Below are 22,988 nucleotides of genomic sequence, written 5' to 3'. Positions count from 1 at the left end.
ATTGTTTTAGTGCATTTCAAGCTAGAATCCGAGGTTACAATCCAGCACAAATAGGCGTATCTAACTGTGTATTGTAAATTCCCACTGGCGGTAATCCGATATCACCGATGCCACTATTACAATACTGCTATGAATCCATGAATTGACGATATTTGAATAACCTGTAAGAAGTATTGTCCACTCTATCCTTTTTCAGATATACCAAATCCCCCGTACTGAATGGAACTGGAAAATAGTTATTCTCAAAGATTACATTGCCGCTAAAAATTGCCCAATCTGTATATCTCGGAAGAGTGATGTAAGGCTTGGAATAATTACAAATGGGAAGTGTAAATCGGACCATGCTTAGATTTTTCACAACTCGATTCATATGTTCCCTGATATGCATTGCTTTTAAATGTATGAGACGTCTCGTCAAAAATTAATTATCCATTGTTAAATCTAAATAAGCGGCACTCGAAAAGAGTACCGCGTTTAAGCTAAAATTGAATAATATTCAGGTTTCTATTGATTACCGATAAGGTCGTAACATTCGAAGCAGCTGTAACAATTACTCTAAGCTGATAATTGTTTAGCCCGATTACTGGCGTTGTATCAACAAAAGTGTCTGCAAGTGGTAAGTTTTGCGTACCAGCACCTGATCCTACTCTGTTGGCTGTTCTCGTTTCAATAAGAGTTCCATTACGATATAACCGCAACACATAAGTTACGCTATAATTAGCTGTGTTTACAAATTCCACTCCCACAGCATAGTCAATCTTCATTAAGTTCCCTGATACAGCTGTTATAGGAATAGAATTAGAAACTACTTCGGTATTAAGAGGAGGAAAAACCCCAAGAGTAGCTGGATTTTGATTTTGATATAAATTCGCACCGCCAGTACCAGTTGCTCCGGTTGTTCCGGTTACTCCGGTTACTCCGGTTGCTCCCGTTGCTCCCGTTACTCCTGTTGCTCCGGTTGTTCCGGTTGTTCCGGTTACTCCCGATGCTCCGGTTGATCCGGTTGCTCCCGTTACTCCTGTTGGTCCCGTTGTCCCGGTTACTCCGGTTGCTCCTGTTGCTCCTGTTGGTCCCGTTGTTCCAGTTACTCCGGTTACTCCCGATGCTCCGGTTGTTCCGGTTGCTCCGGTTTCTCCGGTTGATCCAGTTACACCTGTTGATCCCGTTGTCCCGGTTACTCCCGTTACTCCTGTTGATCCCGTTGTTCCCGATGCTCCGGTTGTTCCGGTTGTTCCGGTTGTTCCGGTTGCTCCGGTTTCTCCAGTTGCTCCTGTTGGTCCGGTTGGTCCGGTTGATCCCGTTGTTCCGGTTACTCCCGTTACTCCCGTTGCTCCGGTTTCTCCGGTGGCTCCCGTGGCACCGGTTTCACCCGTTGATCCGGTTTCTCCGGTCGCTCCTGCTTCTCCCGTTGCTCCAGTTACCCCAGTTGATCCGGTGGCTCCGGTTGTTCCTGTTTCACCGGTTGCACCCGTTGATCCGGTGGCTCCCGTTGTTCCGGTTACTCCCGTTACTCCCGTTGCTCCGGTTGCTCCGGTTGCTCCTGTTTCACCGGTTGCACCCGTTGCTCCGGTTTCTCCGGTCGCTCCTGCTTCTCCCGTTGCTCCAGTTACCCCAGTTGATCCGGTGGCTCCGGTTGTTCCTGTTTCACCGGTTGCACCCGTTGATCCGGTGGCTCCCGTTGTTCCGGTTACTCCCGTTGCTCCGGTTTCTCCGGTTGCACCCGTTGATCCGGTGGCTCCCGTTGCTCCCGTTACTCCTGTTGCTCCGGTTGTTCCGGTTGTTCCGGTTACTCCCGATGCTCCGGTTGATCCGGTTGCTCCCGTTACTCCTGTTGGTCCCGTTGTCCCGGTTACTCCGGTTGCTCCTGTTGCTCCTGTTGGTCCCGTTGTTCCAGTTACTCCGGTTACTCCCGATGCTCCGGTTGTTCCGGTTGCTCCGGTTTCTCCGGTTGATCCAGTTACACCTGTTGATCCCGTTGTCCCGGTTACTCCCGTTACTCCTGTTGATCCCGTTGTTCCCGATGCTCCGGTTGTTCCGGTTGTTCCGGTTGCTCCGGTTTCTCCAGTTGCTCCTGTTGGTCCGGTTGGTCCGGTTGATCCCGTTGTTCCGGTTTCTCCAGTTGCTCCGGTTTCTCCGGTTTCTCCGGTTGCACCCGTTGCTCCGGTTGCTCCGGTTGCTCCGGTTGCTCCTGTTTCACCGGTTGCACCCGTTACTCCCGTTGCTCCGGTTTCTCCGGTTGCTCCTGTTTCACCGGTTGCACCCGTTGCTCCGGTGGCTCCCGTTGTTCCGGTTACTCCCGTTACTCCCGTTGCTCCGGTTGCTCCGGTTGCTCCTGTTTCACCGGTTGCACCCGTTGCTCCGGTTTCTCCGGTCGCTCCTGCTTCTCCCGTTGCTCCAGTTACCCCAGTTGATCCGGTGGCTCCGGTTGTTCCTGTTTCACCGGTTGCACCCGTTGATCCGGTGGCTCCCGTTGTTCCGGTTACTCCCGTTGCTCCGGTTGCTCCGGTTGCTCCGGTTGCTCCTGTTTCACCGGTTGCACCCGTTGATCCGGTGGCTCCCGTGGCACCGGTTGCTCCCGTTGCTCCGGTTGCTCCGGTTGCTCCTGTTTCACCCGTTGCTCCGGTGGCTCCCGTGGCACCTGTTTCACCGGTTTCTCCGGTTGCTCCCGTTGTTCCGGTTGATCCCATTTCTCCTGTGGATCCAGTTGCTCCGGTTTCTCCGGTTGCACCCGTTGATCCGGTGGCTCCCGTGGCACCGGTTGCTCCCGTTGTTCCGGTTACTCCCGTTGCTCCGGTTGCTCCGGTTGCTCCGGTTGCTCCTGTTTCACCCGTTGCTCCGGTGGCTCCCGTGGCACCTGTTTCACCGGTTTCTCCGGTTGCTCCCGTTGTTCCGGTTGATCCCATTTCTCCTGTGGATCCAGTTGCTCCTGTTTCACCGGTTGCACCCGTTGCTCCGGTGGCTCCCGTGGCACCTGTTTCACCGGTTTCTCCGGTTGCTCCCGTTGTTCCGGTTACTCCCGTTGTTCCGGTTACTCCCGTTGCTCCGGTTGCTCCGGTTGCTCCTGTTTCACCGGTTGCACCCGTTGCTCCGGTGGCTCCCGTGGCACCTGTTTCACCGGTTTCTCCGGTTGCACCCGTTGATCCGGTGGCTCCTGTTGCTCCGGTCGCTCCTTTTACTCCAGTTGATCCCGTTACCCCAGTTGCTCCGGTTGCCCCGGTCGCTCCAGTGGCTCCACTCAATTGGGCCCCTATCAATTCAGAAGAAACCAAACGATGAGCCGTGACCAATTGGCCTGCAGTGTTTTTACCCCAGGCAGATACTTCAATATTTTTTTCAGCGCCCCCTCCTGTAGTGAAATTAAACTCAAATGCATCAAAATTAGCGACAAAAGTCTTAGTAATAACTTGATTCGGTGCAATACTGAACAATTCTTGAACATATAAAGTCCTGGTATTACTTAATATATATCCTTCGATATAGACAGTTCCGTTCAACGTTGAACTTCGATTAGTTATTTTCACTGAAAACTGTTGTGTTGCTCTAACACCATTTACAGGAGCATTTTCGATTGGACCAGTGTATAATGTTGGCATTTTACCCCCCCTTTTCCGCTTAAAACCTTCACTTCAACCGTTTGTTTAGGAAAGTAAAATTTCGCCGTTAAATTAACTTTCGATTCTAATGGGACAAGTCCATGTGCTGGTTACAATGTTCCATTCCGTTTTCCTAAATTGTTATTACCGTCTAGGTAAAATTTAGTTACTTTCCCATTACTTCTATTGTAGAGGTATTGACAGAACTACGATTCGAAATCTTTATTGTTACCTAGTGCGTTGTTCTAGTACCAACAGTAGGTTTATTTTCAATTGGCCCAGTCGTCAATATAAAAACTTTCTCTCCTCCTTTTCCAATAAAATCAAAATACGTTATTCAACTCAATCAAACCCAATTCGTCTTTCGAAAGCGAAAAATTTGAGTCGGTTTACTCTGAATGTGTGTCTTTACTATGTTGCATCTCAAACAATATATGATGATCTCTTTCTAATATGAGAAAAATTAGCGGAACACCACTTTACTTCTAAACATACACATTTCACACTTAATCCATTGACCATATTATGTAATAAAATATTGAATAATTTCACAACAAAAAAAAGAGCAGAATATTCTGCTCTTAGAACCAATTAAAGCCACCTTTGTTCGTATCTTCTCCTGCTTCTTCTCTTTCCTCCTCATCATTCGATCCAAAAAATCCCCAAGGGTCTCGCTTGTTTTCTCTATTTTCTTCTATATCTTCATATCGTTTATGTTCACGGTCATTGCGGATAATAACTTCATTAGCTTTAACGATCAGTTTATCAACGTGAATGACTTGCGGTTTTCTCTTCTTCTCAGACATTCTAAATCCTCCCCCTCTTATCCTCTTACTTCACATTATCCTATGCAAAAGGAGGATAGTGGGTATGGGCGCCATCTATATTAGTAGCTCAAGGCTATTTGATTTGAAACTTTTATTTTATAATTCTCTTTTTGAAAATAAACAAATCCTTCAATAATAACAGGCTCTTTAAATTCAGATTTAATTGGGATTTGAAAACTTTCGATCCCGATCTTATCTCCAGGCTTCAATATCACTGGGTGTAACGGAGAAACCCAAATTTCCCCCTTCTCTTTTGATTTCTCTAACCAATCATGATCAGGAAATACCCACTGAATTCGATCGCTTGCATCAACACCTTTTGTTTCTACATCATCAATGGAATAAATACGCCCTTTTAAGGTAGCTGCTTCTCTCGGCAAAAAGCGAAAGCAAACAAGAGGATTACGCAATTTCGTTGTTCCGCAATTTTCAATTTGTAAATCTCCACGAATCATAACCGTCTGTTTATCGCTAATAATTATAGAAGTATTGAAGTAGCTCACAGCGTAAGTCTCAGCTATTTCATCTTTTTCCTTGACTGACTCTGATACTTCTTCGTTCTTTTGATACTGCGCCCGCTTCTCAAGGTTTTTCACTTTTCCTTGATAATGCTGAAGCCGCTTGTCTTTTTCATTGATCTCTATTTGCATCTCTGCAAGAAGGTTTTCATATCCTTGTATCCTTACATCATCTTGCCCAATACTTTTCTTCTCTTCTACTTCTTCCTTAATAAGCACATGCTCTTTTGCCTGGTTTTCAAGCTCTTTTTCTAATAAATTTAACTCTTCCTGCAAATAAGCGATCGTTTTCTCCTGCTCCTTACTTAACTCGATTTGCTTCTCAAGCGAAGCTAATTGATCGTTCGCAAAAATAAGTTCTTTCTCAAGTTCCAGCGATTTTTCTTGAAAATATTTCGTACGTGAAATGAGACGAGAATAACTCAATTTTTCACCCTGCATGGAACCTCCCCCTCTCTAACCAGCGCTACATTCTATATGTATGAGTGATAGGTCTCTTTTCATAACAAAAAAGTGCAGGATATGATCTCCTGCACTACTGATTTATGACTGTTTCTTGTACTTAATATCATCAAATGTGATGCAATCATCAACGGTAAGATCGCCTTCTTCAACTTCCACAGTTCCTGTATTAAAGACAACTTTTCCTCTACGGTTTAATAAATGCACTTCAAACCACTGATCATCGTCTGCGTCAACTACAGCAAGTTTAAAGTCAAACGTACGACCGCGATCCGTTACACCGCTACCTTCAACGATGAACTTCAAACCATCTCCACATTCTTCGCACTTAAGAGTATCTTGATCAAAACTCGTTGCAGTGAATGTAAAGTCGTTCTTTCCATCGCTTGAGTCTGTGTCATGGAAATTAAGTTTCATAGAGCTTCCAGTAAGACTACAATTATCACAAATGTTTACAAGCAATGTTGCTTTACCAGAATCATCATCACAGTCTATTTCTCCACTCGCTTCACCACTTAGTGAGCAATCACAACTTGGACGCGGGAAGATGTCTGGACACTGTTCCGGGAATTCAATTGGAGGACATTCATCGATCAAGTCAGGTGCAATTAGATCATTGTCACGAGGTGAACAGAACTTCGCAAGAACCTCTAGTTTCACTTCAGCTTCTACTTGAATGTCTACACAGAAAATAACTTCTAGATCAAATGAAGATGGTGCAGGACAGTTTAATAATACAGTTCCTGAAGGAATGCGGCATACAATTTTAGTGATTCGACAGAAGAGATCTGTTCCATTCGGGAAGCATAGCACAAATGATTCAAGAACAGATGCGTTGCAATCGACCTCTGTTACTAAATCGCCATGTCGGTCGACAACCTTCACCTTTACATCAGTTGTAAATAAAAGGTCAACGAGTTGAGCATCTGCAAATCCCCCACCAGGAATTGCTACGCTAACATCCCGTTTTTCTCCAATTTGTTCACAGAAAAAGTCATCTTCTGTATGCTCGCTGCCTGAGAGTGGGAACAAAGGAGGTGCTTCTGGTGTTTTACATACAATACGAAGTGGACGGCGGCTTGGATCTTCCATAGCACATTCGATCTTTTTAAGCTCATGATCTGTAAATTTGATTTTCTTCTTTACAGAAAGCTGATCGGTTACCCAATCGTATACTTTTTGAACGCGAATGCACTCATCCTGTAGGCTATTTGTAGCTGTAGGAACGGTGCGTTGCTTATGTTGTTTGTGACCCATATCGTTCCTTCCTTTCTTTCACATGATAGGTTGATTCACTACATACTATGGAATTAGCACAGAAATGCAACAGAAGGAGCTGCCCAAATTTCATATGCGTTTCTCATGGAGAAGAAAGGAGAAGATTTTTTGATAAATCTCATCTGGAAAGATAAAGTGATTTGTAAGCTCTCAAGCGAAGAATTAAATGCGCTATTATTACTTCTCCCATACTGGGGGCTGCAGATGAACGACAATGTTCTTACGATGCCATTAGAAGGGAAGAAGCTGCATCTCACTTCCGAGTGGAGCCACTATGCTTATTCCCTTATGGAGTTAGTAAGGCATACGGGAATCGATGCTACACATATGGAAGAAAACAGTGACCTATCGATCACAATTGATGTAGCCTCACACCTCGCTTCTCCACTATCCATTTTGATCGGGAACAAAAAAGTACGCCCGAAAGCACTCGACTATAAGAGCCTTGATTTACAAAAAAGAATTCACAAAAATGCCTGGCTTCCTTTCAATGGATCCACAATGACTTGCTTTATTAAAGAAGATGATCATTATACTGCAATTGAATGGATTTCCTATATGATCATTCAATATTTTATGAAACCCTATTTCAAGCCGGTACATCACATTTCAATCGGTATGTATGAAAGATTAGTTACAAACGTTTTAGAAGAAGTGAATCCAACGCTTGCATCACATCAAAAAACGGATCACCCTCTGTCTGAGTGGCCCGATGTTCCTGATGCGATCGTTCCTCAACAAAAAACAGAGCCACAAACGACTTCACCAAATCAAAATCACCAGCCAATCAACCCTTTTTCTCAGTCTAGTATACTTTTTGAACCCTCACCATTTGACCCATTTAAGTTTAATCATAATCAGCGGAAAACATCAGTCATTAACCCATTTCATCAGAAGAAGTAATCAACTCCACACCTTACTCTTCCTAGCAGAATAAGATGTACAAAGTTATAGAAAAGTCTGTCAGGAGGAGAAAGATGAAGAAAGCAGATATTCAAGAATTATATAAAAAAGTGAAACGTACAAGAAGAACAAGAAAGTCGCGGCCCACTCAAATAAAAGGATGCCGCACATGTGGTAAAACGACTTGGAAGCCAAATACACAGTAAACGACCGGATTATCCGGTCGTTTTTATTATGGAGTGAACAGCATTCAAAAAGGCGTCGACGCTTCGCTTCCACGTCCATTTCTCTGTTTCTTTCTCTCCATTTAATGCGATCTCATTTCTTAGATTTGGTTGGCTTAGTAGTGTCATAACGTCTTCTGCTAGTCGATTTTCATAGCGGTAAGAAAGCAGGGAATTCACGCCGTGTTTGCAATAATCTAAATTACCTCCGTTATACGTTGTGACGAGTGCAGCTCCACACTTCATGGCTTCAAGTCCAGGAAGTGAAGCCGTATCATAAGTAGAAGAATTGACAAATATGTCTGCTTCATTGTAATGATAAGCCAACTCTCGATCATCAGCCGGTGTGAGATAGCGATACTTCCCTGATGCTTTAATCATTTGAAGCGCTTTAGAAGCAGCCAACTCATTAGGTGGACTAATTAATGTGTATTTGGCATTAGGGTATGACTTTTGAACAATAGCCAGTTGCTCTAACAGGTAATTTTGCTCACGATGCCAGGAATGACCTCCCTCTGGCCTTCTTAGTATCGCTGTAAGATTAGGGACTTTATTTAATAACCGTGTACCCATATTATAAAATTGGTCACTAATTCCTACAGGTACGATTGAGCCAGTAATGCCATGATTTAGTCGAATCAGGTCTTGCTGCCATTTCGATAATACAATGAGGTTTGGCGTTACATGATAACTTGGGAAGGATAATTCTTGTTCAGGTAAAAAGGTTGGTTCGTAACACAGACTAATTCTTATGTGGATACCTTTCTTGTTCCTACTAGCGTTTTCTGCGTCGTCAATAAGCGTATAATAGTTCGATACAATAACATCTGCTTTCGGATAAGAAGATTCTGGTATCCCGTATAGCTCTGTCGTTCGTTTGACAGTTGATTTTATTGGATATTCAATCACACCGGTTTTTGGCATCAGAATGATGACTTCATGGCCACGGTCTACAAGGCCATTCGTTATTTCAGCCAGCATTCTTTGTGCGCCGCCTTTACATAGAGTAATGATTGGGAAGGTGAATTTCATAATTGCATACGTTCTTTCCGATACGCTTCTAGAAGGAGCATTCTCACTTTCTTTTTCACAAGGCGAAGTTCTGTTCGAATGGCTTCACTGTGTCGTTGTGTTCCCATCTCACTATGCACCCGGTATTGAACAAGACATTCGTCTATATAAGAAAAGGCATGATCCTTTGCAATACGCGCCCACAAATCATAGTCATGTGTAAATCTTAGCGTTTCATCAAACCCGCCTAATGCCCGGAGCACTTCCATTTTCACCATGACCGTGCAGCCGTTAATGGCACACCCTTGCCTTAAATGCTTTAAGAAAGATAGTCGATTAGGAAAAGCCACCCCTACTGATCCGCTTGTTACTGTTCCAAATTCGTTTATCAACACATAAGAGGAGTACCCTATAACGTGATTGGATTGTTCGAGCGCAGTCACTTGCTTTTCTACTTTATTGGGTTGATAAAGGTCGTCAGCGCTTAACCATGTAAAGTATTCTCCCGTTGCATTAGCAATCCCCGTATTTAGCGCCCCTGCTGTCCCTTTATTTCCCTGTTCAATATAGCGAATCCGTCCGTAGTACGGTTTGATTTTCTCTGTATAGAGCGTTGAACCATCATTAATCACGATCACTTCAATGTTCTTATACGTCTGTGCCAAAGCACTTTCAATCGCTACATCAATATATTCACAGTTATAAAAGGGGATAATGATTGATACTTTCTTCATACTCTCCCTCTTTTCTTTTAAGATTTTTTTGCATACTCCATCAGATCCCTAAGAGATTTCTCAAATGAGATATTTGGCTTCCAACCAAGTTTGTTCATCTTGATGGATGAGTTCAATGATACCTGTTCCTTCTTACGTTCTAGATATGAGGCATTTATAGGATATGGTGTTAGCTTTTGAAATTCAGCGATAACTTCTTCAAGGGTTCGATAATATCCACTTCCAATCTCGTAAGCTATGCCTACTTCACCATACTCTAGAACCATTTGATAGGCTCTCACTGCGTCTCTCACATCAAGGTAATCTCGCGTAGCAAAGGCATTAGATAATTGTATTTCTTTATCTTTATCCCGATTCTCTTCGTTAATTAGCTGTTTTGCAATCGCTGAACAAACACCAGTAGATGGACCGGGACCGATTAAGTTACATGGAACAGCTAAAATTATTTGCATTCCATATAAATCTCCCCAGGCTTTCGCTAAGTTAGCCTGGAGTGATTTACTAAAACTATATGGGTGAGGATACGCTTTTTCTGCTTGAAGGGCAGATCCAACAACGACAATTCGACAGTTTGGCACGTGTTTTCTAGCTGCCTCCAAAAGATAAAGCGTAGCGAGCACGTTCGTTTCAAAAGTAGAGACTGGTTCTTCCCAGGACTGTTGTACATGGTTTTGTCCTGCTAAGTGAAGAATCATATCAGGCATTGTTTTTGCCATCATTTCATTTACAGCAAGCTGATCACATAGATCTACAGTAAGAATATTGGGGTTCGCACGCCGAGATATTCCAATAACATGATAATCCTGCTTTAATTTCTTAATGGCATGGGCCCCTGTAAAACCAGTTGCTCCTGTAACAAGAACCGTTTGTTTAGGCATAATCCTTCATCCATGCTCTTAACTCCTGAAGCATAGCTCGGTAAGATTGTACGTCGTAAAAAGCATCAGTACGAGTATGAACAATCGTTCGATCTAACTTTAATTCGCTAGAAGGGACAATTGTTACATCTTCCTTTTGAAATACTTCTTTAAAAAGAGTAAGTAGCTCAAATTTCGAAACTGTCTCAGGTGCATGCAGATGGTATAGCCCTGTCGTTTCTTGTTGTATTAAAGAATCGATCGCTTTCGCAAGCTCTAATGTCGTAACCCCATTCCAGAAAGCCTGATCAAACCCTTTTATTTCACCTTTCTGTTTGAGGAACCATTGTAAGAGACCAATCCCATTTCCCTTTAGTTCAGGACCTACAATGGATGTTCGAACTGTCAAATGAGGGATTTCTGTTACTTCTCCGAGCGCCTTCGATTTGGCATAAACCGTAATTCCATCAGGCTGGTCTGATTCTGTATAGTTGCCTTTATCTCCTTTAAAGACACAATCTGAACTTATATGAACTACTTTACCTTTTCTCCGGTTCATTAATTTCACAAGTTGATGTGGCAGTAATGCATTAACCTGAAAAGCAAGTTGCTCATTTTGTTCTGCAGACTCATTCAACACGCCAATCGCATTTACCACAACATCCGGCTGGATTTCATCGATGACCGACTCTAATTGCACGGTATCAAGAACATCTAACACATATCCGTTTGGATCACTAGCATCTCTTGAAGTGAAATAAACGTCTTTATACTTTTTTTTGAAATAGGCAGTCAGAACATGGCCTGCCATTCCTTTTCCTCCAAGTACTAGCAGCTTCATTAGATGAACCCACCTTTAATAAGCATGGCTTTGATTTCTGCTTTCGTCATAACGTCTTCACCAGAGTTATAGTTTTTTAGAGTAACAGGCTGGAAGTTCGCATATCTCTCATTCAGACCAGTAATTTTGATTGCAGGCAAAATAACGAAGTACTCTTTGTCGTAGTATACTGTTGATTGACTTTCATATTCCGAGAAAAGAATTTCATGAAGCTTCTCTCCTGGTCTTATCCCCTGTTCACGTATTTTTACGTTCTGGACGCCCGATGCCTCGATTAGAACTTCCGCTAGATCCATTATTTTACAAGTAGGCATCTTCATAACAAAAATCTCGCCGCCTCTACTTTCATACGTGGCTTTGAATAGTAGTTTAATGGCGTCTTCAATTGTTAAGAAAAAACGCGTCATTTCTGGATGAGTAATGCCGATTTCAGCTTTGTTTTGAATTTGATTCTTAAAAACATGAATGACGCTTCCGTTTGTTCCAAGGACGTTTCCACCTCTCACGCATACAAAGGTAGTATTCGACTTGAGCGTGTTCGCATGAATGATCAACCGTTCACCCATTGCCTTTGAAAAACCGTAGAAATTAGATGGATTTGCAGCTTTGTCTGTCGAAATGTAAACAACTTTCTTCACATTATTCTCGATCGCCGTTTTAATCACATTCTGTGTGCCGATAACGTTTGTATTTAAAGCTTCAATCGGTTGGTCTTCACAGACTGGCACGTGCTTCAATGCAGCAAGGTGAAATAAATAATCAACACCCTTACCTGCTTCTAATAAACCTTCTCTTTCTTTAATATCTCCGATTAGAAATGTTAGTCGTGGGTCTTGATGAAATTCCCTCTTCATTTCAACCTGGCTCGTTTCATTTCTCGATAAAACACGAATTTCTTTTGGCGATTTTTGCAACAGCTGTTTTATTAACTCATGGCCCCAGGATCCAGTTCCTCCAGTTACCAGTATCGTTTGATCACGGAACAATTTGTATTCCTCCTAAAATAAATTTCACTACTCGGTCTGATACATTTAAATCCTCATAACCAGTTGGAATCATCCAATTTGGTTGATGATAAAGCATTACGTCAACAGCTCGTTTTATACTCGCAGCATCAATGCCTGAGATCATATTGCTTCCACATGCGATCGTCTCAGGACGTTCAGTTGTGGATCGGACTGTAACAGCTGGTACTCGGAACAAACAACATTCCTCTTGCACTGTTCCGCTATCTGTTAAGACGCAGAACGCTGACTTCTCAAGTCTCACAAAGTCTATAAACCCAAACGGTTCATGCAGTTCAATAAGCGAGTCCAAGCTATCAGCATATTCGGCCGTTAATTTTGATTTAGTTCTTGGATGAATACTGCAAATAATTCTCTTCTTATATTCCATCGCAATGAGCGTTAACCCATCGAAGATTTCTTTCAACTTTTTAGGATGATCTACGTTCTCAGCTCGATGAATCGTCACTAGAAAATAGTCTTTTTCTTCTAGCTTTAGCGAACTTAAAATGTCACTTTGTTGAATAGAAGCTTCATAGTGTGTTAGTACTTCGAGAATAGGATTACCAGTAACGTAAATTCGGTTAGATGGAAACCCTTCTCTTAATAGGTTTTCTCTACTTTGAGGTGTGTAGGGCAAATTATAGCTAGATACAGCATCGATCACCTTACGATTTTTCTCTTCAGGTACTTCAAGATCAAAACAGCGATTTCCAGCTTCCATATGTGTAACAGGAATGTTTAAACGCTCCGCAAGCACAGCACATAAAGCTGAATTCGTGTCTCCCAGAATTAAAATACGATCTGGTTGATGTGTGAGAAGAATTTGCTCTATCTTCATGAACATGAAAGATAGCTGTTCTCCTAATGAAGAAGCTGTATTTGAAAGCATGTAATCTGGTGATCGAATGCCCATTTCTTTAAAAAACACATCTCGGAGAGAAGGTGCTGAATTCTGTCCTGTATGAATGAGGATGTGTTCATCAGCTAATTGATCGAGTTTATCAATGATCAAACTTAATCTAATAATTTCTGGTCGTGTGCCCAGTATTGTCGCAACCTTCATGTCGGCCCTCATTTCTTACACTTTTTTTACACTAATTAACTTATGTATGAAACGGTAACCCGCAATGGACAATCTCCTAATTTTGAAAAACTACTTTATAATGCCCTTTTTATTTAAAAGGGGGGGCCTGTCTATTCCATCCCTCTGTAGTTCGCATAGGATAAGCTATCCTGATAAGAGAGGAGGTCACTTATGCCTAAGCAAATTTTTGATTATAACAAAAGCGTTCCAACAGCTTTTAGCAACTCAATCGTTCGAAACATTCCTCGCTCACCTTCTCGTGTTACGCTAGCTAGCTTCGGACTATACGTTCCCAATCAAGTAAGCGAAGTTGAACTTAATGCGACTATCGGGGTTAGAGCCACTGCTTTAAATCCAACTGTACTAGTTACAATCTACAGAAACTCAATGGTTATTTTCAGTACACGTATTTCCATTGATGTAAGCGTAGCAGACTATCAAACGATATCTTTCACTGCCGTCGACAATAATCCCCCAGGCGGTTATTATGACTACTCTCTACGAGCAGAGTTAGATCAAAGCCTTATCCTTCTTGATAGCGCTAATGCAGTTGGCCCCATAACCCTTACTGGAATTTCGTTTGGGTAATGAGAAAACGAGACCGAAATTGGTCTCGTTTTTTATTCGATATTTTTTCCTTTATGCATAACGTAATAAAAGCAGGATGGGAGGCTAACTATGAAAGTTCTTTTTGTCTATTATTTACCGAGTGGTGGTGTTGAAACATTAAATCGAGAAAGATGTCTTGCACTTAAAGAAGCAGGCGTCTCATGCGAACTTCTGTATATGCAGCAAGGAAGCGGCTATGCCAATATTCGTGATATACCTGTTTATGTGACGAACAATGATCAAGAGATCAAAGCATTAATCGAAAAAAATCACTATACGCTTATAATGGTTTGCTCCGATCATTTATTTCTTAAGCGTATTCGTTCTCTCGGTTATGAGGGAAAGTTGATTTATGAAATACAGGGCCTCGGAACGATGCCAGAAGCTGAACGGTGGATGCAGCGAGCCCATCGTCATGTGACGACTTATGCTGACGCAATCTTTTATCCTCGCACGCCTCACCTTGCTTCATTAGTGGAAAAATATATTCCGAATTTCCCTGTTTATTCTTTCCATAATTGTTTTGATACAAATCGGTTTAAATATATTAACTCGCCATCGATTTCTTCTGCCCCCATTATCGGATGGGTGGGTCGGCTGGAGTCCAATAAAAATTGGCGTGGGTTCCTGGAATACGTATTTGAACTGCGAAAACGACAACCTAATTTAGTCATATGGATGTTTCATGATCCTACATTGGCATTTACGAGCGAAAAGGAAGCATTTGAAACTTCATGCTGTGAACTTGGACTGAATGAAATTATCACTTGTTACTCCAATGTGCCTAATATAGAAATGGCCAAGTATTTTTCCATGATCGGTGATTCAGGTGGATTTTTATGCTCTACTTCGTTAGTGGAGGGCTTTGGCTACGCATTAGTTGAAGCGATCAGCTGTCACTGTCCAGTCGTTACGACAGATTCAGATGGTGTAAGAAGCTTTGTTCTTCATAATCAATCAGGTAAACTTATTGACCTCACTAACATGATTGATGCCGTTACAGAAGGAATCGACATGTTATCTAATGACGTTTTACGAAATCTCATCAAAATACAAGCAAAAAATCACATCACTTACCTTTTAAACCCAGAAACATATGCAACTAAATTCATTGAAATGATGAAAATTCCATAGATAAAAAAACAACACATTCAAATAACTTGCTGAATGTGTTGAATCATTTCTGCCACTCTAACCGATGTTAAATGCTTTTTCCTTACCATTTCATAACCTCTTTTGGCAATATTATTTCTCTCTGTTTCACTACTTAAATACTGGGTCGCACGCTCCGAAAAATTAGTTTCGTCAATTGCTACAAATGTTTCCTGATCAACAAACCCTAGGTCTTCTAGTTCTCTGGTAGCCGGAGCTAGAAGAAGCGTATGACAGGCTAGCGATTCCATGTATTTTAACAATGGATATTGATAAATCGAATGACATGTAACAAAAATCTTTGAGCGATTCATTTCTCGAGCATATCCTTCACCCGTTATGCCTCTGTCACCCTCCTTACCATAACCAGGATGAGTGTGATAAATGAATCCCTTCCTTTGTTTCATCTGTTCATATATGTGATTTCTTAATGGGTAAAGCTTTGGAATCAAGGAGCCTATCATGAGCACATCGATTTCTTTTTCGAGCTGATAGTCAAAAAAGATGTGTTCTGGCACATGATGAGGAAACCAAATCATTTGGTCTTGGAATTCAGGATAGAAGGTTAGAAATGCATCACGATAATGGGTGAAAATCAAGGATGGTCGGATCTCTCTCATCAATTTTGTCCGAGCACCTTTTTTATAATGTAAATCGTGCATTATCATGCCTATTGGTATTTTAATCTGGTTGAGTCCTGTAATGTACCGTCCGTAAGTAGGATGAAAATCATTTAGTAGAATAAAATCTGGCTTTGTACTGAAGTTATTAAGAATGGAATGAATATCACCATGATCATGCCATAGCATAAGGTTACTTTGCTTCTCTAACTCCGAAATCAAATACGTCGTGCTTTTTTCAACATAATGATCTATTTTATTCGTAATAAATAAAATTGATACTTTCCTCAATCATTCCACTCCTTTATAACTGGACATAAAAAAGAAAGGTTTCAATAATAGAAACCTTTAACAAAAATCTTCTTAATAGTCCATTGATACAATTTTGTCAATTGGAACGAGTACTGCTCCTGTAGCACCAGAACCAGGTTGATTAAATATGACAAAATCAAAGCCTACTTCAACAACTGTAACCCCGATAATATTAGGTTCACCTTCCATCTCGTGCGTATCAAACGTGTAAACAGTATCTATGATTGTGTTTGAATTCTTCATCTGATGCAAAAGTGCTCTAAATGTTAACATCGCAACCCATCCTTTTCATTGATTTCGGTAGTACTACTCCCGTTCTATTAATCATATGAAAACGATACAAGCTTGTTTGGACAAAATGATTATTAATCATAAAAATGGACGGAACTTTGACGAAGGATCACCTAATTTTAAAGAAATGGTCGATTAGCCGGTGCAACTTGTACCTTTTTTAATACATTATACTAGACCTGACCTTTTCAGAATCGGGTAAATATGTTTAGAAAGGATGTCGATTAATTGAGTACTTTATTCTCAGATGAATTCTGTCCCAAGAGTAAGAAATATTACGGTTCTAAATGGGATCGTAAGCATGATTCAAAGTGCGATAAGAAAGACGAAGATAAGCAACATAAATGCAAATGCGATAAGGACGACCATCATTCAAAATGGACGAAGCATGATGGAGAGTGGAAATTAGAAGTACACTGTAATTGCAAGTGTGAAAAAGAGGAACACCATTCAAAATGTGAGGAAAAGCATGAATCAAAGTGTGAGAAAAAGCATGACATGAAAGACCACGATTGCATCACGTCGCTTTTGAAAGAACTATTGCACCAGGATCATGAATTATTACTTCCAAGAAGACCTCTTGTTTATCTTCACATGAAGGGAACAGCAGGCTTTGTTATCCTTGAATCAGGGGCAAAAGCACCAACACCTTTTACACTCCTTAGCTATAATCATAAAACCGGCTGTGCTAAATTCACCTATGAATCTGTTATCGATCTATCTCCACAGGTTTATGTGGTTGACATCAATTCATTAAGTGCTATTTCAATCGCAAATCAAGCATAAGAAAAACCACGACATTTGTCGTGGTTTTTTCAATCATGTCGCGATAATATTGTACCCACTATCCACATGAATCATCTCGCCAGTAATTCCACCAGAAAGATCACTCATTAAGAACAGCGCTGTGTTTCCGACGTCTTCTTTCGTTACAGTACGACGCATCGGAGATTTCTCTTCAATCTCTTTAATCACAGAGTTGAAATCATTAATTCCTTTTGCAGCAAGTGTACGGATTGGCCCAGCCGAAATCGCGTTTACACGGATGTTGTCTTTTCCAAGGTCGTTCGCAAGGTATTTCACACTTGCGTCAAGCGAGGCTTTTGCTACGCCCATAACGTTGTAGTTGTTCACAACACGTTCGCCACCAAGGTAAGTCATCGTAAGGATGCTTCCTCCTTCAGTCATAAGTGGACGAGCTGCTTTTGAAACAGCTGTGAGTGAATATGAGCTAATGTTATGCGCTAGCAAGAAACCTTCACGCGTCGTTTCAAGATACTCGCCCTTTAATTCTTCTGTTTTCGCGAAGGCGATACAGTGAGCAAGTCCGTGAATAACACCAACTTCTTCTTTAATCTGAGCGAATGTCGCTTCGATTTCTTCATCATTCGTAATATCACACGGTAAAATAATAGAATCATCACGATCTAGCGTTCCAGCAAGGTCGCGAACATTCTTCTCAAGACGCTCACCTGCGTAAGTAAAAATCAATCTAGCACCGGCACTGCTTAGCGCCTGCGCAATTCCCCAGGCAATGCTACGTTTGTTTGCAACGCCCATGACAACATATGTACGGTTCTCAAGAGACAGGTTCATATCCATGCTCCTCCTCGAATTTATTATTAGTTATTAGCACCACGTCCTAAGTATAACATGCTTTAGTGAACATGCACCATGTGGATTTCTTCATCCTTTATTTGTTTGAATATTTCGTCTCTCATAACCGCATATTGGACACTCAAATATGACGTTTTGATTTGACTGAGCTGTAAGAGATTCTTCCATATCACAACTTCCTTTACATACAGGACAAATCACTTTCGGACTTTCAACATCCATTCACCTTCACCCTCCATTTATAACCGTATGGTAAAAAGTATCACCTTGTTCGTCGCATTTATGCTCCTTTCTTATTAACGTAAAAAACCCCCTCTCTCTCTAAGAGAAGGGGCTGAAAATTAATAACTTAGCAACGTTCGAACTTCTTCTACACTATCGCTGCTTCCTGTCACAATTAAGCGATCACCAATTCGGAGCTCAGTGTCACCATGAGGGACAATCGAATCCTTACCACGGAAAATTCGTACTATGATCGTATCACCGAGATATGGGAAGCTACGCAGTGGCACACCGTTGTATTCCACATTGTTCATGTTAATTTGATATAGCGCATTTTCTTCACGAGTGAAGATATTAACGACTCCAGGAGACTCGATGAGCGCTTTTAACAAGGCTTTTGTTGAGAAGAAAACAGAGAATACATCAATATTAAGCTCTCTTAGCTGATCGGCTATTTCTGTTAATTCAATTCGAGCAATGACGCGATCTGTTCCATATTCTTTCGCGAATACCGCAATATCCGAGTTCGTTTCATCATCTCCAGAAGAAATGAGGAGGATATCGGCATCGAAGACAGAGCTTTTCTTTAGTGTATCAATGCTATAATCCGAAAGCTCAATTACTTTAAAATGACTGCTTTGTTTCTCAGAGTCCACTTTCTCCTGCTTCGTATGATAAATCGATGTTTCATAATTGGCAGGATTAAGTTCCAGCGAGATAGGCAAAGTGATTTGGTTTGCTCCGATGATCGCCAGCTTCTTCGCATGAGAGCTTTCTTCTGGCTTCGGCATTAGTTTCTTGAAAAGAATTGGTGCTAGAATACAGCTCATAATCGCCACTAAGATTAAAGCAGATGACAGCTGATCATCAATGATATCAATTCGTTCTCCGATTTCAGCTGCTGCAATAACGAGAGAAAGCGTTGATGTTAGCAACATGCCGGAACCGAGAACCGTTTTCGTATCATACCATTTTTTCAATACAACAACGGGCACTAATTTTGAAGCAAAGAGCGCAATCAACAGTAATGGAATAAGAATTAACACTTTAGGATCCTGGAAAAGTGACCAGATATCTAGCTCTACCCCAACCATTACGAAGAAAATAGGAATGAGAAAGCCATATCCAAATGAATCGAGCTTTTGCACGAGTTCCGTATTTGGTGAGAGCAAGGAAACGAGTGCACCGGCAAGAAAGGCACCTAAGATATTTTCCGCTCCAACCGTTTCAGAGATACCGACTAATACAATAATTAACGTAAAGACGGCTCTCGTACCAATTTGAATGGTCCCCTTGGACATCGTCTCGATAAAGGAAAGATGTCGGAAGTAAGCCCCAAGGAAATAAAGCAAAATTCCTGCTCCAAAGAGTATGAGAAGCAGCCACATGTTCCCTTCTCCCCCTGAATTCAGGGAAACAAAGATCGCCAGTAAAATCATTGTAGCCAAGTCAGCTATAACGGCGATTAATAGAATCGTTTGACCGATACTACTCTTCATTATGTTTGCGTCTTTTAACGTAGGAACCACTACACCAAGCGATATGGTTGAAATGATTAACGTCATAAAGAAGGCATTATCCGTATACCCAAGTACAACGAATAGAAGAGACAATAGGTACGATACAAGAAATACAAAAATAAAGACGATAAACGAGACGAGAACACGATTCGGTTCGAGTTTACCGCTTGGTAGCTTTACTTTTTTCTTTTTACTCGCAAAAACCGAGAAATCGATCTCAAGACCACTTAGGAACATCAAGAAGATAAAACCAAGAGTTGATAGCGTATCAAGCCAAGTATCTCCTTGAACAAGGTTAAATCCACTTTGTCCAATGAAAATTCCGGCGATAATCTCGGCAACTACGACTGGCAAAAAGTTCAGTCTGAAGCGGTGTAAGATAAACGGTATTAAAAATGCGATTACGACTACGATAACAAGTGATGATACGGATGCACCGTGTTCCATTTCTTTCCTCCTTCAAACGTCTGCACAGTCAATTAGTCTTTAGACTAATTGACTCATAAATGCAGTCGCCATTCCAAAATAAATAAGTATACTGATAATATCATTAATAGTTGTAATGAACGGCCCTGAAGCAACGGCAGGGTCTATGTTAAGTTTGTGCATTAAGAGTGGGACTAGCGCACCAGCAAGAGTGGCAACAATCAACGTAAATAATAACGAAAAACCAACTAATAAACCAAGTAAAAAGGTTCCTTTCCACAAGAAAATAATAATGGTGACGAGAACTCCTGACGTTGCACCGGTAATTAGTCCAGTTCCTGCTTCTCTAACTATTAACGCCCACTTACTATTCTCTTCAAAATCTCCAGTAGCAAGACCTCTTACAACAACAGCAAGCGCTTGTGTTCCTGTATTACCTGCCATTCCAGCAATAAGTGGAATAAATACCGCTAGCAATGGGACTTTATCGAGGGTTACCTCAAACTGACCAATTAAGCTTGCTGTCATCATTCCAAGAAATAAGAGAATGATGAGCCATGGTAACCTTTTTTTCGCTGATGAGAATGGATTGCGATCAAACGAACCGTCATCTGAAATAGCGGCAAGCTTTGAATAGTCCTCTGAAGCTTCTTCCTCAATAACGTCGACAATATCATCGTGTGTGATAATACCGAGCAAATGATTTTGGAAGTCGAGAACGGGAAGTGCTAGAAAGTCATAATCTCTCATAATTCTAGCGGCTTCCTCCTGATCTTCACCGACCGAAATGGAAACAACCCGCTCATTCATAATCTCTTCTATTAACGTATCTTCTTCTGCAATAATTAAATCTCTAAGAGAAATAACCCCGACGAGCCTTTTCTGTTCATCTAATACGAATATATAGTAGATCGTCTCTGCTTCAGGTGCTTCACGTCTCAGTATTTGCATCGCTCGCTTCACCGTTTGGTGTGCTCGAATCGATACAAATTCTGTTGTCATGATACTACCAGCTGTTTTTTCTTCATAATGAAGAAGTTCCTTAATTTCGTCAGCTGCATCATCATCCATAATGGTTAAGTAACTTGCAATCTGTTCAGGGTTTAGTTCATTTAATACGTCTACTGCGTCATCGGCATACATCTCTGCGAGCATTTTAGCTGCATAAGCTGGCTCCATCTCCGAAATGTATTCTTCTTGCTCTTCAATATCAAAATTCTGAAAGATTTCGGCCATTTCTCTTGGTGATAAATAGGTGTACACAAGCAGCCTGATTTGTTCTGATACAGTTAAGAAGAATTGAGACTGTTCATAAGGGTGAATATCTAGAAACAATTCCCGAAAGGCATCGATTCTTTCTTGTTCTAAATGATGGATAAGTGCTTCGTACAAAGCTTGCGTTTCTTGCTCCTGGTAAGCCACTCTGCACACCTCCTTGATGTTTTAGTAACAAAGTGCGTAAATACTCAAATATGGCTATAGCATTTATCGTTTATTTCCGATAAGCTTTTCTAAGGATGAACGTTTTTTCTACTTATCAGTGTCATAAAGTAAAATTACCTTCCTATCTTAGTCGGTGTGTAGTTATTTTGTCAAAAATAAATACAGGAACCGATTTGCAAATGGAAGGATTTCAGATAAGATAGGAATTGTGATTAAAAGAAGGAACGCTTTTCTTTAGAAAGGATTATATCATGAACAATGACAATCAAACACCATGGCAACAAATAGATTTCACACTTTTATTCTTTGTCTTTCTCCTGATGTGCATTAGTACTATCGCCATTTATAGTGCACAGGCGTCACTTCCTGGAGAATTAAAAAACTTCAACTTCGCAGGAAGACAGCTAACGTGGTATTTCGTTGGTGCGTTTGTCCTCTCGCTCACACTGGTCATTGATTTTGATCGCTTTAAACAATTATCCTGGTATCTCTATGGATTTGGAATTCTTCTTCTAATCTTGCTTGCGGTTAGTCCTGAGTATATTGGAAGTTATCAAATTGCTCCGATTCGAAATGGGGCAAAAAGCTGGTTTGTGCTTCCTGGTTTAGGAAGTGTACAGCCATCAGAGTTTATGAAAATTTTCTTGATTATTACGATCGCTTCTACAGCGGTCAACCATCATGAAAAAAACCCAACAAAAACCATTCAAACTGACCTTTTGTTATTAGCCAAAATTTTCGGTGTGGCAGCTGCGCCTCTTCTAATCGTTATGGCTCAGCCTGACCTTGGAACTGCGATGGTTTTCACTGCCATTGTTGTTAGTATTACATTAGTATCAGGCGTACGGTGGCGACTTCTCTCTCTTTTAAGTTTACTAGGGGTTGCGGGAATATCTGCTCTTGTCTTTATTTTCTTTAAGTTTCCGGCGTTCTTTAAAGCCTACTTACTTGATGAATATCAGCTCGCTCGATTCTATGGATGGCTTGCTCCTGAAGAGTATACAGATGCAGGCTATCAAGCGACGAAAGCGATCCTTGCCATCGGCTCTGGTAAATTAGAAGGGAAAGGATACGCTGACGGTACTGTTTACTTCCCTGAAGCGCACACTGACTTTATTTTTGCTGTGATTGGAGAAGAATTCGGATTCATAGGAGCAAGTATTACGATCTCCATTTTCTTCATGCTAATTTACCGAATGATTCATACAGCCCTTGAAAGCAATGAATCTTTTGGAAGCTATTTGTGCGCAGGCGTTATCGGGATGCTAACATTCCAGGTATTCCAAAACATTGGAATGACCATTCGGATATTGCCAATTACTGGTATCCCATTACCATTCGTAAGCTATGGAGGAAGTGCACTTTTAACCTACATGATTGCAGTCGGACTCGTATTAAACGTCCGATCTCGAACGAAAACGTATATGTTTGAATAAC

At 41.3% G+C, this 22,988-nt stretch carries 22 protein-coding genes; 6 read left to right on the top strand and 16 right to left on the bottom strand.

Annotation, left to right across the window (positions count from 1 at the left end):
- Positions 1-479 precede the first annotated feature (479 nt).
- The 4 genes from IQ283_RS16660 to IQ283_RS16645 all read right to left on the bottom strand — a co-directional run bounded on the left by IQ283_RS16660 (position 480) and on the right by IQ283_RS16645 (position 6,657).
- The gene (locus tag IQ283_RS16660) at positions 480-3,593 is read right to left on the bottom strand and encodes a collagen-like protein (protein WP_194221232.1); all 3,114 of its coding nucleotides are present in this window, start codon (positions 3,591-3,593) and stop codon (positions 480-482) included.
- A 581-nt stretch (positions 3,594-4,174) separates the two neighbouring features.
- A complete protein-coding gene (locus IQ283_RS16655; protein WP_194221231.1) occupies positions 4,175-4,399 on the bottom strand; it encodes a hypothetical protein in 225 nt (74 codons plus the stop codon).
- An 80-nt stretch (positions 4,400-4,479) separates the two neighbouring features.
- Positions 4,480-5,379, bottom strand: a complete 900-nt coding sequence (locus IQ283_RS16650) for a hypothetical protein (RefSeq protein ID WP_194221230.1) — start codon at positions 5,377-5,379, stop codon at positions 4,480-4,482.
- 102 nt (positions 5,380-5,481) lie between these two features.
- Positions 5,482-6,657 carry a hypothetical protein gene (locus tag IQ283_RS16645; protein WP_194221229.1) on the bottom strand — a complete coding sequence of 392 codons (1,176 nt, stop codon included), beginning with the start codon at positions 6,655-6,657 and terminating at the stop codon, positions 5,482-5,484.
- A 129-nt stretch (positions 6,658-6,786) separates the two neighbouring features.
- Here IQ283_RS16645 and IQ283_RS16640 point away from each other — a divergent pair, with 129 nt between their 5' ends.
- Positions 6,787-7,581, top strand: a complete 795-nt coding sequence (locus IQ283_RS16640) for a hypothetical protein (protein WP_206759486.1) — start codon at positions 6,787-6,789, stop codon at positions 7,579-7,581.
- A 74-nt stretch (positions 7,582-7,655) separates the two neighbouring features.
- Positions 7,656-7,787 carry a hypothetical protein gene (locus IQ283_RS24320; RefSeq protein ID WP_276511840.1) on the top strand — a complete coding sequence of 44 codons (132 nt, stop codon included), beginning with the start codon at positions 7,656-7,658 and terminating at the stop codon, positions 7,785-7,787.
- Positions 7,788-7,796: 9 nt separating this feature from the next.
- Here IQ283_RS24320 and IQ283_RS16635 read toward each other — a convergent pair whose 3' ends face one another.
- Genes IQ283_RS16635 through wecB form a run of 6 tightly spaced genes read right to left on the bottom strand, consistent with a single transcriptional unit; the run spans position 7,797 to position 13,318 of the window.
- Positions 7,797-8,786, bottom strand: coding sequence for a glycosyltransferase family 4 protein (locus IQ283_RS16635; protein WP_242057371.1), 990 nt, complete (start codon positions 8,784-8,786; stop codon positions 7,797-7,799).
- Positions 8,787-8,833: 47 nt separating this feature from the next.
- Positions 8,834-9,550, bottom strand: coding sequence for a glycosyltransferase family 2 protein (locus IQ283_RS16630; protein ID WP_194221226.1), 717 nt, complete (start codon positions 9,548-9,550; stop codon positions 8,834-8,836).
- A gap of 17 nt (positions 9,551-9,567) precedes the next feature.
- On the bottom strand, positions 9,568-10,428 hold the full coding sequence (locus tag IQ283_RS16625) for an NAD-dependent epimerase/dehydratase family protein (RefSeq protein WP_194221225.1): 861 nt from the start codon (positions 10,426-10,428) through the stop codon (positions 9,568-9,570).
- Entirely contained in the window at positions 10,421-11,248 is an 828-nt protein-coding gene (locus IQ283_RS16620; RefSeq protein ID WP_194221224.1) for a dTDP-4-dehydrorhamnose reductase family protein, read from the bottom strand. Before IQ283_RS16620 ends, IQ283_RS16625 begins: the two co-directional genes overlap by 8 nt.
- Positions 11,248-12,234 carry a polysaccharide biosynthesis protein gene (locus IQ283_RS16615; protein WP_194221223.1) on the bottom strand — a complete coding sequence of 329 codons (987 nt, stop codon included), beginning with the start codon at positions 12,232-12,234 and terminating at the stop codon, positions 11,248-11,250. The genes IQ283_RS16620 and IQ283_RS16615 overlap by 1 nt, the downstream gene beginning before the upstream one ends.
- Positions 12,224-13,318: a non-hydrolyzing UDP-N-acetylglucosamine 2-epimerase gene (gene wecB, locus IQ283_RS16610; RefSeq protein ID WP_194221222.1), complete on the bottom strand. Its 1,095-nt coding sequence runs from the start codon at positions 13,316-13,318 to the stop codon at positions 12,224-12,226. The genes IQ283_RS16615 and wecB overlap by 11 nt, the downstream gene beginning before the upstream one ends.
- A gap of 192 nt (positions 13,319-13,510) precedes the next feature.
- Between wecB and IQ283_RS16605 the strand changes: the two genes are divergently transcribed.
- Both IQ283_RS16605 and IQ283_RS16600 read left to right on the top strand, forming a co-directional pair.
- Positions 13,511-13,927: a hypothetical protein gene (locus IQ283_RS16605; protein ID WP_194221221.1), complete on the top strand. Its 417-nt coding sequence runs from the start codon at positions 13,511-13,513 to the stop codon at positions 13,925-13,927.
- 90 nt (positions 13,928-14,017) lie between these two features.
- Complete coding sequence (locus IQ283_RS16600; RefSeq protein WP_194221220.1) at positions 14,018-15,082, top strand: glycosyltransferase family 4 protein; 1,065 nt, start codon at positions 14,018-14,020, stop codon at positions 15,080-15,082.
- A 17-nt stretch (positions 15,083-15,099) separates the two neighbouring features.
- On the opposite strand, the gene IQ283_RS16595 is transcribed toward IQ283_RS16600, so the two are convergent.
- Positions 15,100-16,011: a glycosyltransferase gene (locus IQ283_RS16595; protein ID WP_194221219.1), complete on the bottom strand. Its 912-nt coding sequence runs from the start codon at positions 16,009-16,011 to the stop codon at positions 15,100-15,102.
- A 72-nt stretch (positions 16,012-16,083) separates the two neighbouring features.
- Positions 16,084-16,305, bottom strand: a complete 222-nt coding sequence (locus tag IQ283_RS16590; RefSeq protein ID WP_194221218.1) for a hypothetical protein — start codon at positions 16,303-16,305, stop codon at positions 16,084-16,086.
- A 246-nt stretch (positions 16,306-16,551) separates the two neighbouring features.
- Here IQ283_RS16590 and IQ283_RS16585 point away from each other — a divergent pair, with 246 nt between their 5' ends.
- On the top strand, positions 16,552-17,109 hold the full coding sequence (locus IQ283_RS16585; protein WP_194221217.1) for a hypothetical protein: 558 nt from the start codon (positions 16,552-16,554) through the stop codon (positions 17,107-17,109).
- Between the two features lie 33 nt (positions 17,110-17,142).
- Here the strand turns inward: IQ283_RS16585 and fabI are convergent, their stop codons facing one another.
- From fabI to mgtE, 4 genes are all read right to left on the bottom strand, one after another.
- Positions 17,143-17,919, bottom strand: a complete 777-nt coding sequence (fabI, locus tag IQ283_RS16580; protein ID WP_194221216.1) for an enoyl-ACP reductase FabI — start codon at positions 17,917-17,919, stop codon at positions 17,143-17,145.
- 90 nt (positions 17,920-18,009) lie between these two features.
- On the bottom strand, positions 18,010-18,162 hold the full coding sequence (locus IQ283_RS16575; protein ID WP_194221215.1) for a hypothetical protein: 153 nt from the start codon (positions 18,160-18,162) through the stop codon (positions 18,010-18,012).
- A gap of 119 nt (positions 18,163-18,281) precedes the next feature.
- Positions 18,282-20,129 carry a monovalent cation:proton antiporter family protein gene (locus IQ283_RS16570; RefSeq protein WP_194221214.1) on the bottom strand — a complete coding sequence of 616 codons (1,848 nt, stop codon included), beginning with the start codon at positions 20,127-20,129 and terminating at the stop codon, positions 18,282-18,284.
- A gap of 39 nt (positions 20,130-20,168) precedes the next feature.
- Positions 20,169-21,530 carry a magnesium transporter gene (mgtE, locus tag IQ283_RS16565; RefSeq protein ID WP_194221213.1) on the bottom strand — a complete coding sequence of 454 codons (1,362 nt, stop codon included), beginning with the start codon at positions 21,528-21,530 and terminating at the stop codon, positions 20,169-20,171.
- Positions 21,531-21,802: 272 nt separating this feature from the next.
- Here mgtE and IQ283_RS16560 point away from each other — a divergent pair, with 272 nt between their 5' ends.
- Complete coding sequence (locus IQ283_RS16560) at positions 21,803-22,987, top strand: FtsW/RodA/SpoVE family cell cycle protein (RefSeq protein ID WP_194221212.1); 1,185 nt, start codon at positions 21,803-21,805, stop codon at positions 22,985-22,987.
- The last annotated feature ends 1 nt before the right edge of the window (position 22,988 follow it).

This window comes from Pseudalkalibacillus hwajinpoensis, assembly GCF_015234585.1.
GTDB lineage: Bacteria > Bacillota > Bacilli > Bacillales > Guptibacillaceae > Guptibacillus > Guptibacillus hwajinpoensis_B.
Note: the sequence above shows the minus strand (reverse complement) of the source record. Positions and strands in the feature narration are given on the sequence as shown.

Coding starts and splice junctions, on each gene's coding strand:
- IQ283_RS16655 (WP_194221231.1), bottom strand. CDS start 4,399: ATGTCTGAGAAGAAGAGAAAACCGCAAGTCATTCACGTTGATAAACTG.
- wecB (WP_194221222.1), bottom strand. CDS start 13,318: ATGAAGGTTGCGACAATACTGGGCACACGACCAGAAATTATTAGATTA.
- IQ283_RS16570 (WP_194221214.1), bottom strand. CDS start 20,129: ATGGAACACGGTGCATCCGTATCATCACTTGTTATCGTAGTCGTAATC.
- IQ283_RS16635 (WP_242057371.1), bottom strand. CDS start 8,786: ATGCTGGCTGAAATAACGAATGGCCTTGTAGACCGTGGCCATGAAGTC.
- IQ283_RS16645 (WP_194221229.1), bottom strand. CDS start 6,657: ATGGGTCACAAACAACATAAGCAACGCACCGTTCCTACAGCTACAAAT.
- IQ283_RS16630 (WP_194221226.1), bottom strand. CDS start 9,550: ATGAAGAAAGTATCAATCATTATCCCCTTTTATAACTGTGAATATATT.
- IQ283_RS16590 (WP_194221218.1), bottom strand. CDS start 16,305: ATGTTAACATTTAGAGCACTTTTGCATCAGATGAAGAATTCAAACACA.
- IQ283_RS16620 (WP_194221224.1), bottom strand. CDS start 11,248: ATGAAGCTGCTAGTACTTGGAGGAAAAGGAATGGCAGGCCATGTTCTG.
- IQ283_RS16600 (WP_194221220.1), top strand. CDS start 14,018: ATGAAAGTTCTTTTTGTCTATTATTTACCGAGTGGTGGTGTTGAAACA.
- IQ283_RS24320 (WP_276511840.1), top strand. CDS start 7,656: ATGAAGAAAGCAGATATTCAAGAATTATATAAAAAAGTGAAACGTACA.
- IQ283_RS16605 (WP_194221221.1), top strand. CDS start 13,511: ATGCCTAAGCAAATTTTTGATTATAACAAAAGCGTTCCAACAGCTTTT.
- IQ283_RS16625 (WP_194221225.1), bottom strand. CDS start 10,428: ATGCCTAAACAAACGGTTCTTGTTACAGGAGCAACTGGTTTTACAGGG.
- IQ283_RS16650 (WP_194221230.1), bottom strand. CDS start 5,379: ATGCAGGGTGAAAAATTGAGTTATTCTCGTCTCATTTCACGTACGAAA.
- IQ283_RS16575 (WP_194221215.1), bottom strand. CDS start 18,162: ATGGATGTTGAAAGTCCGAAAGTGATTTGTCCTGTATGTAAAGGAAGT.
- fabI (WP_194221216.1), bottom strand. CDS start 17,919: ATGAACCTGTCTCTTGAGAACCGTACATATGTTGTCATGGGCGTTGCA.
- IQ283_RS16660 (WP_194221232.1), bottom strand. CDS start 3,593: ATGCCAACATTATACACTGGTCCAATCGAAAATGCTCCTGTAAATGGT.
- IQ283_RS16560 (WP_194221212.1), top strand. CDS start 21,803: ATGAACAATGACAATCAAACACCATGGCAACAAATAGATTTCACACTT.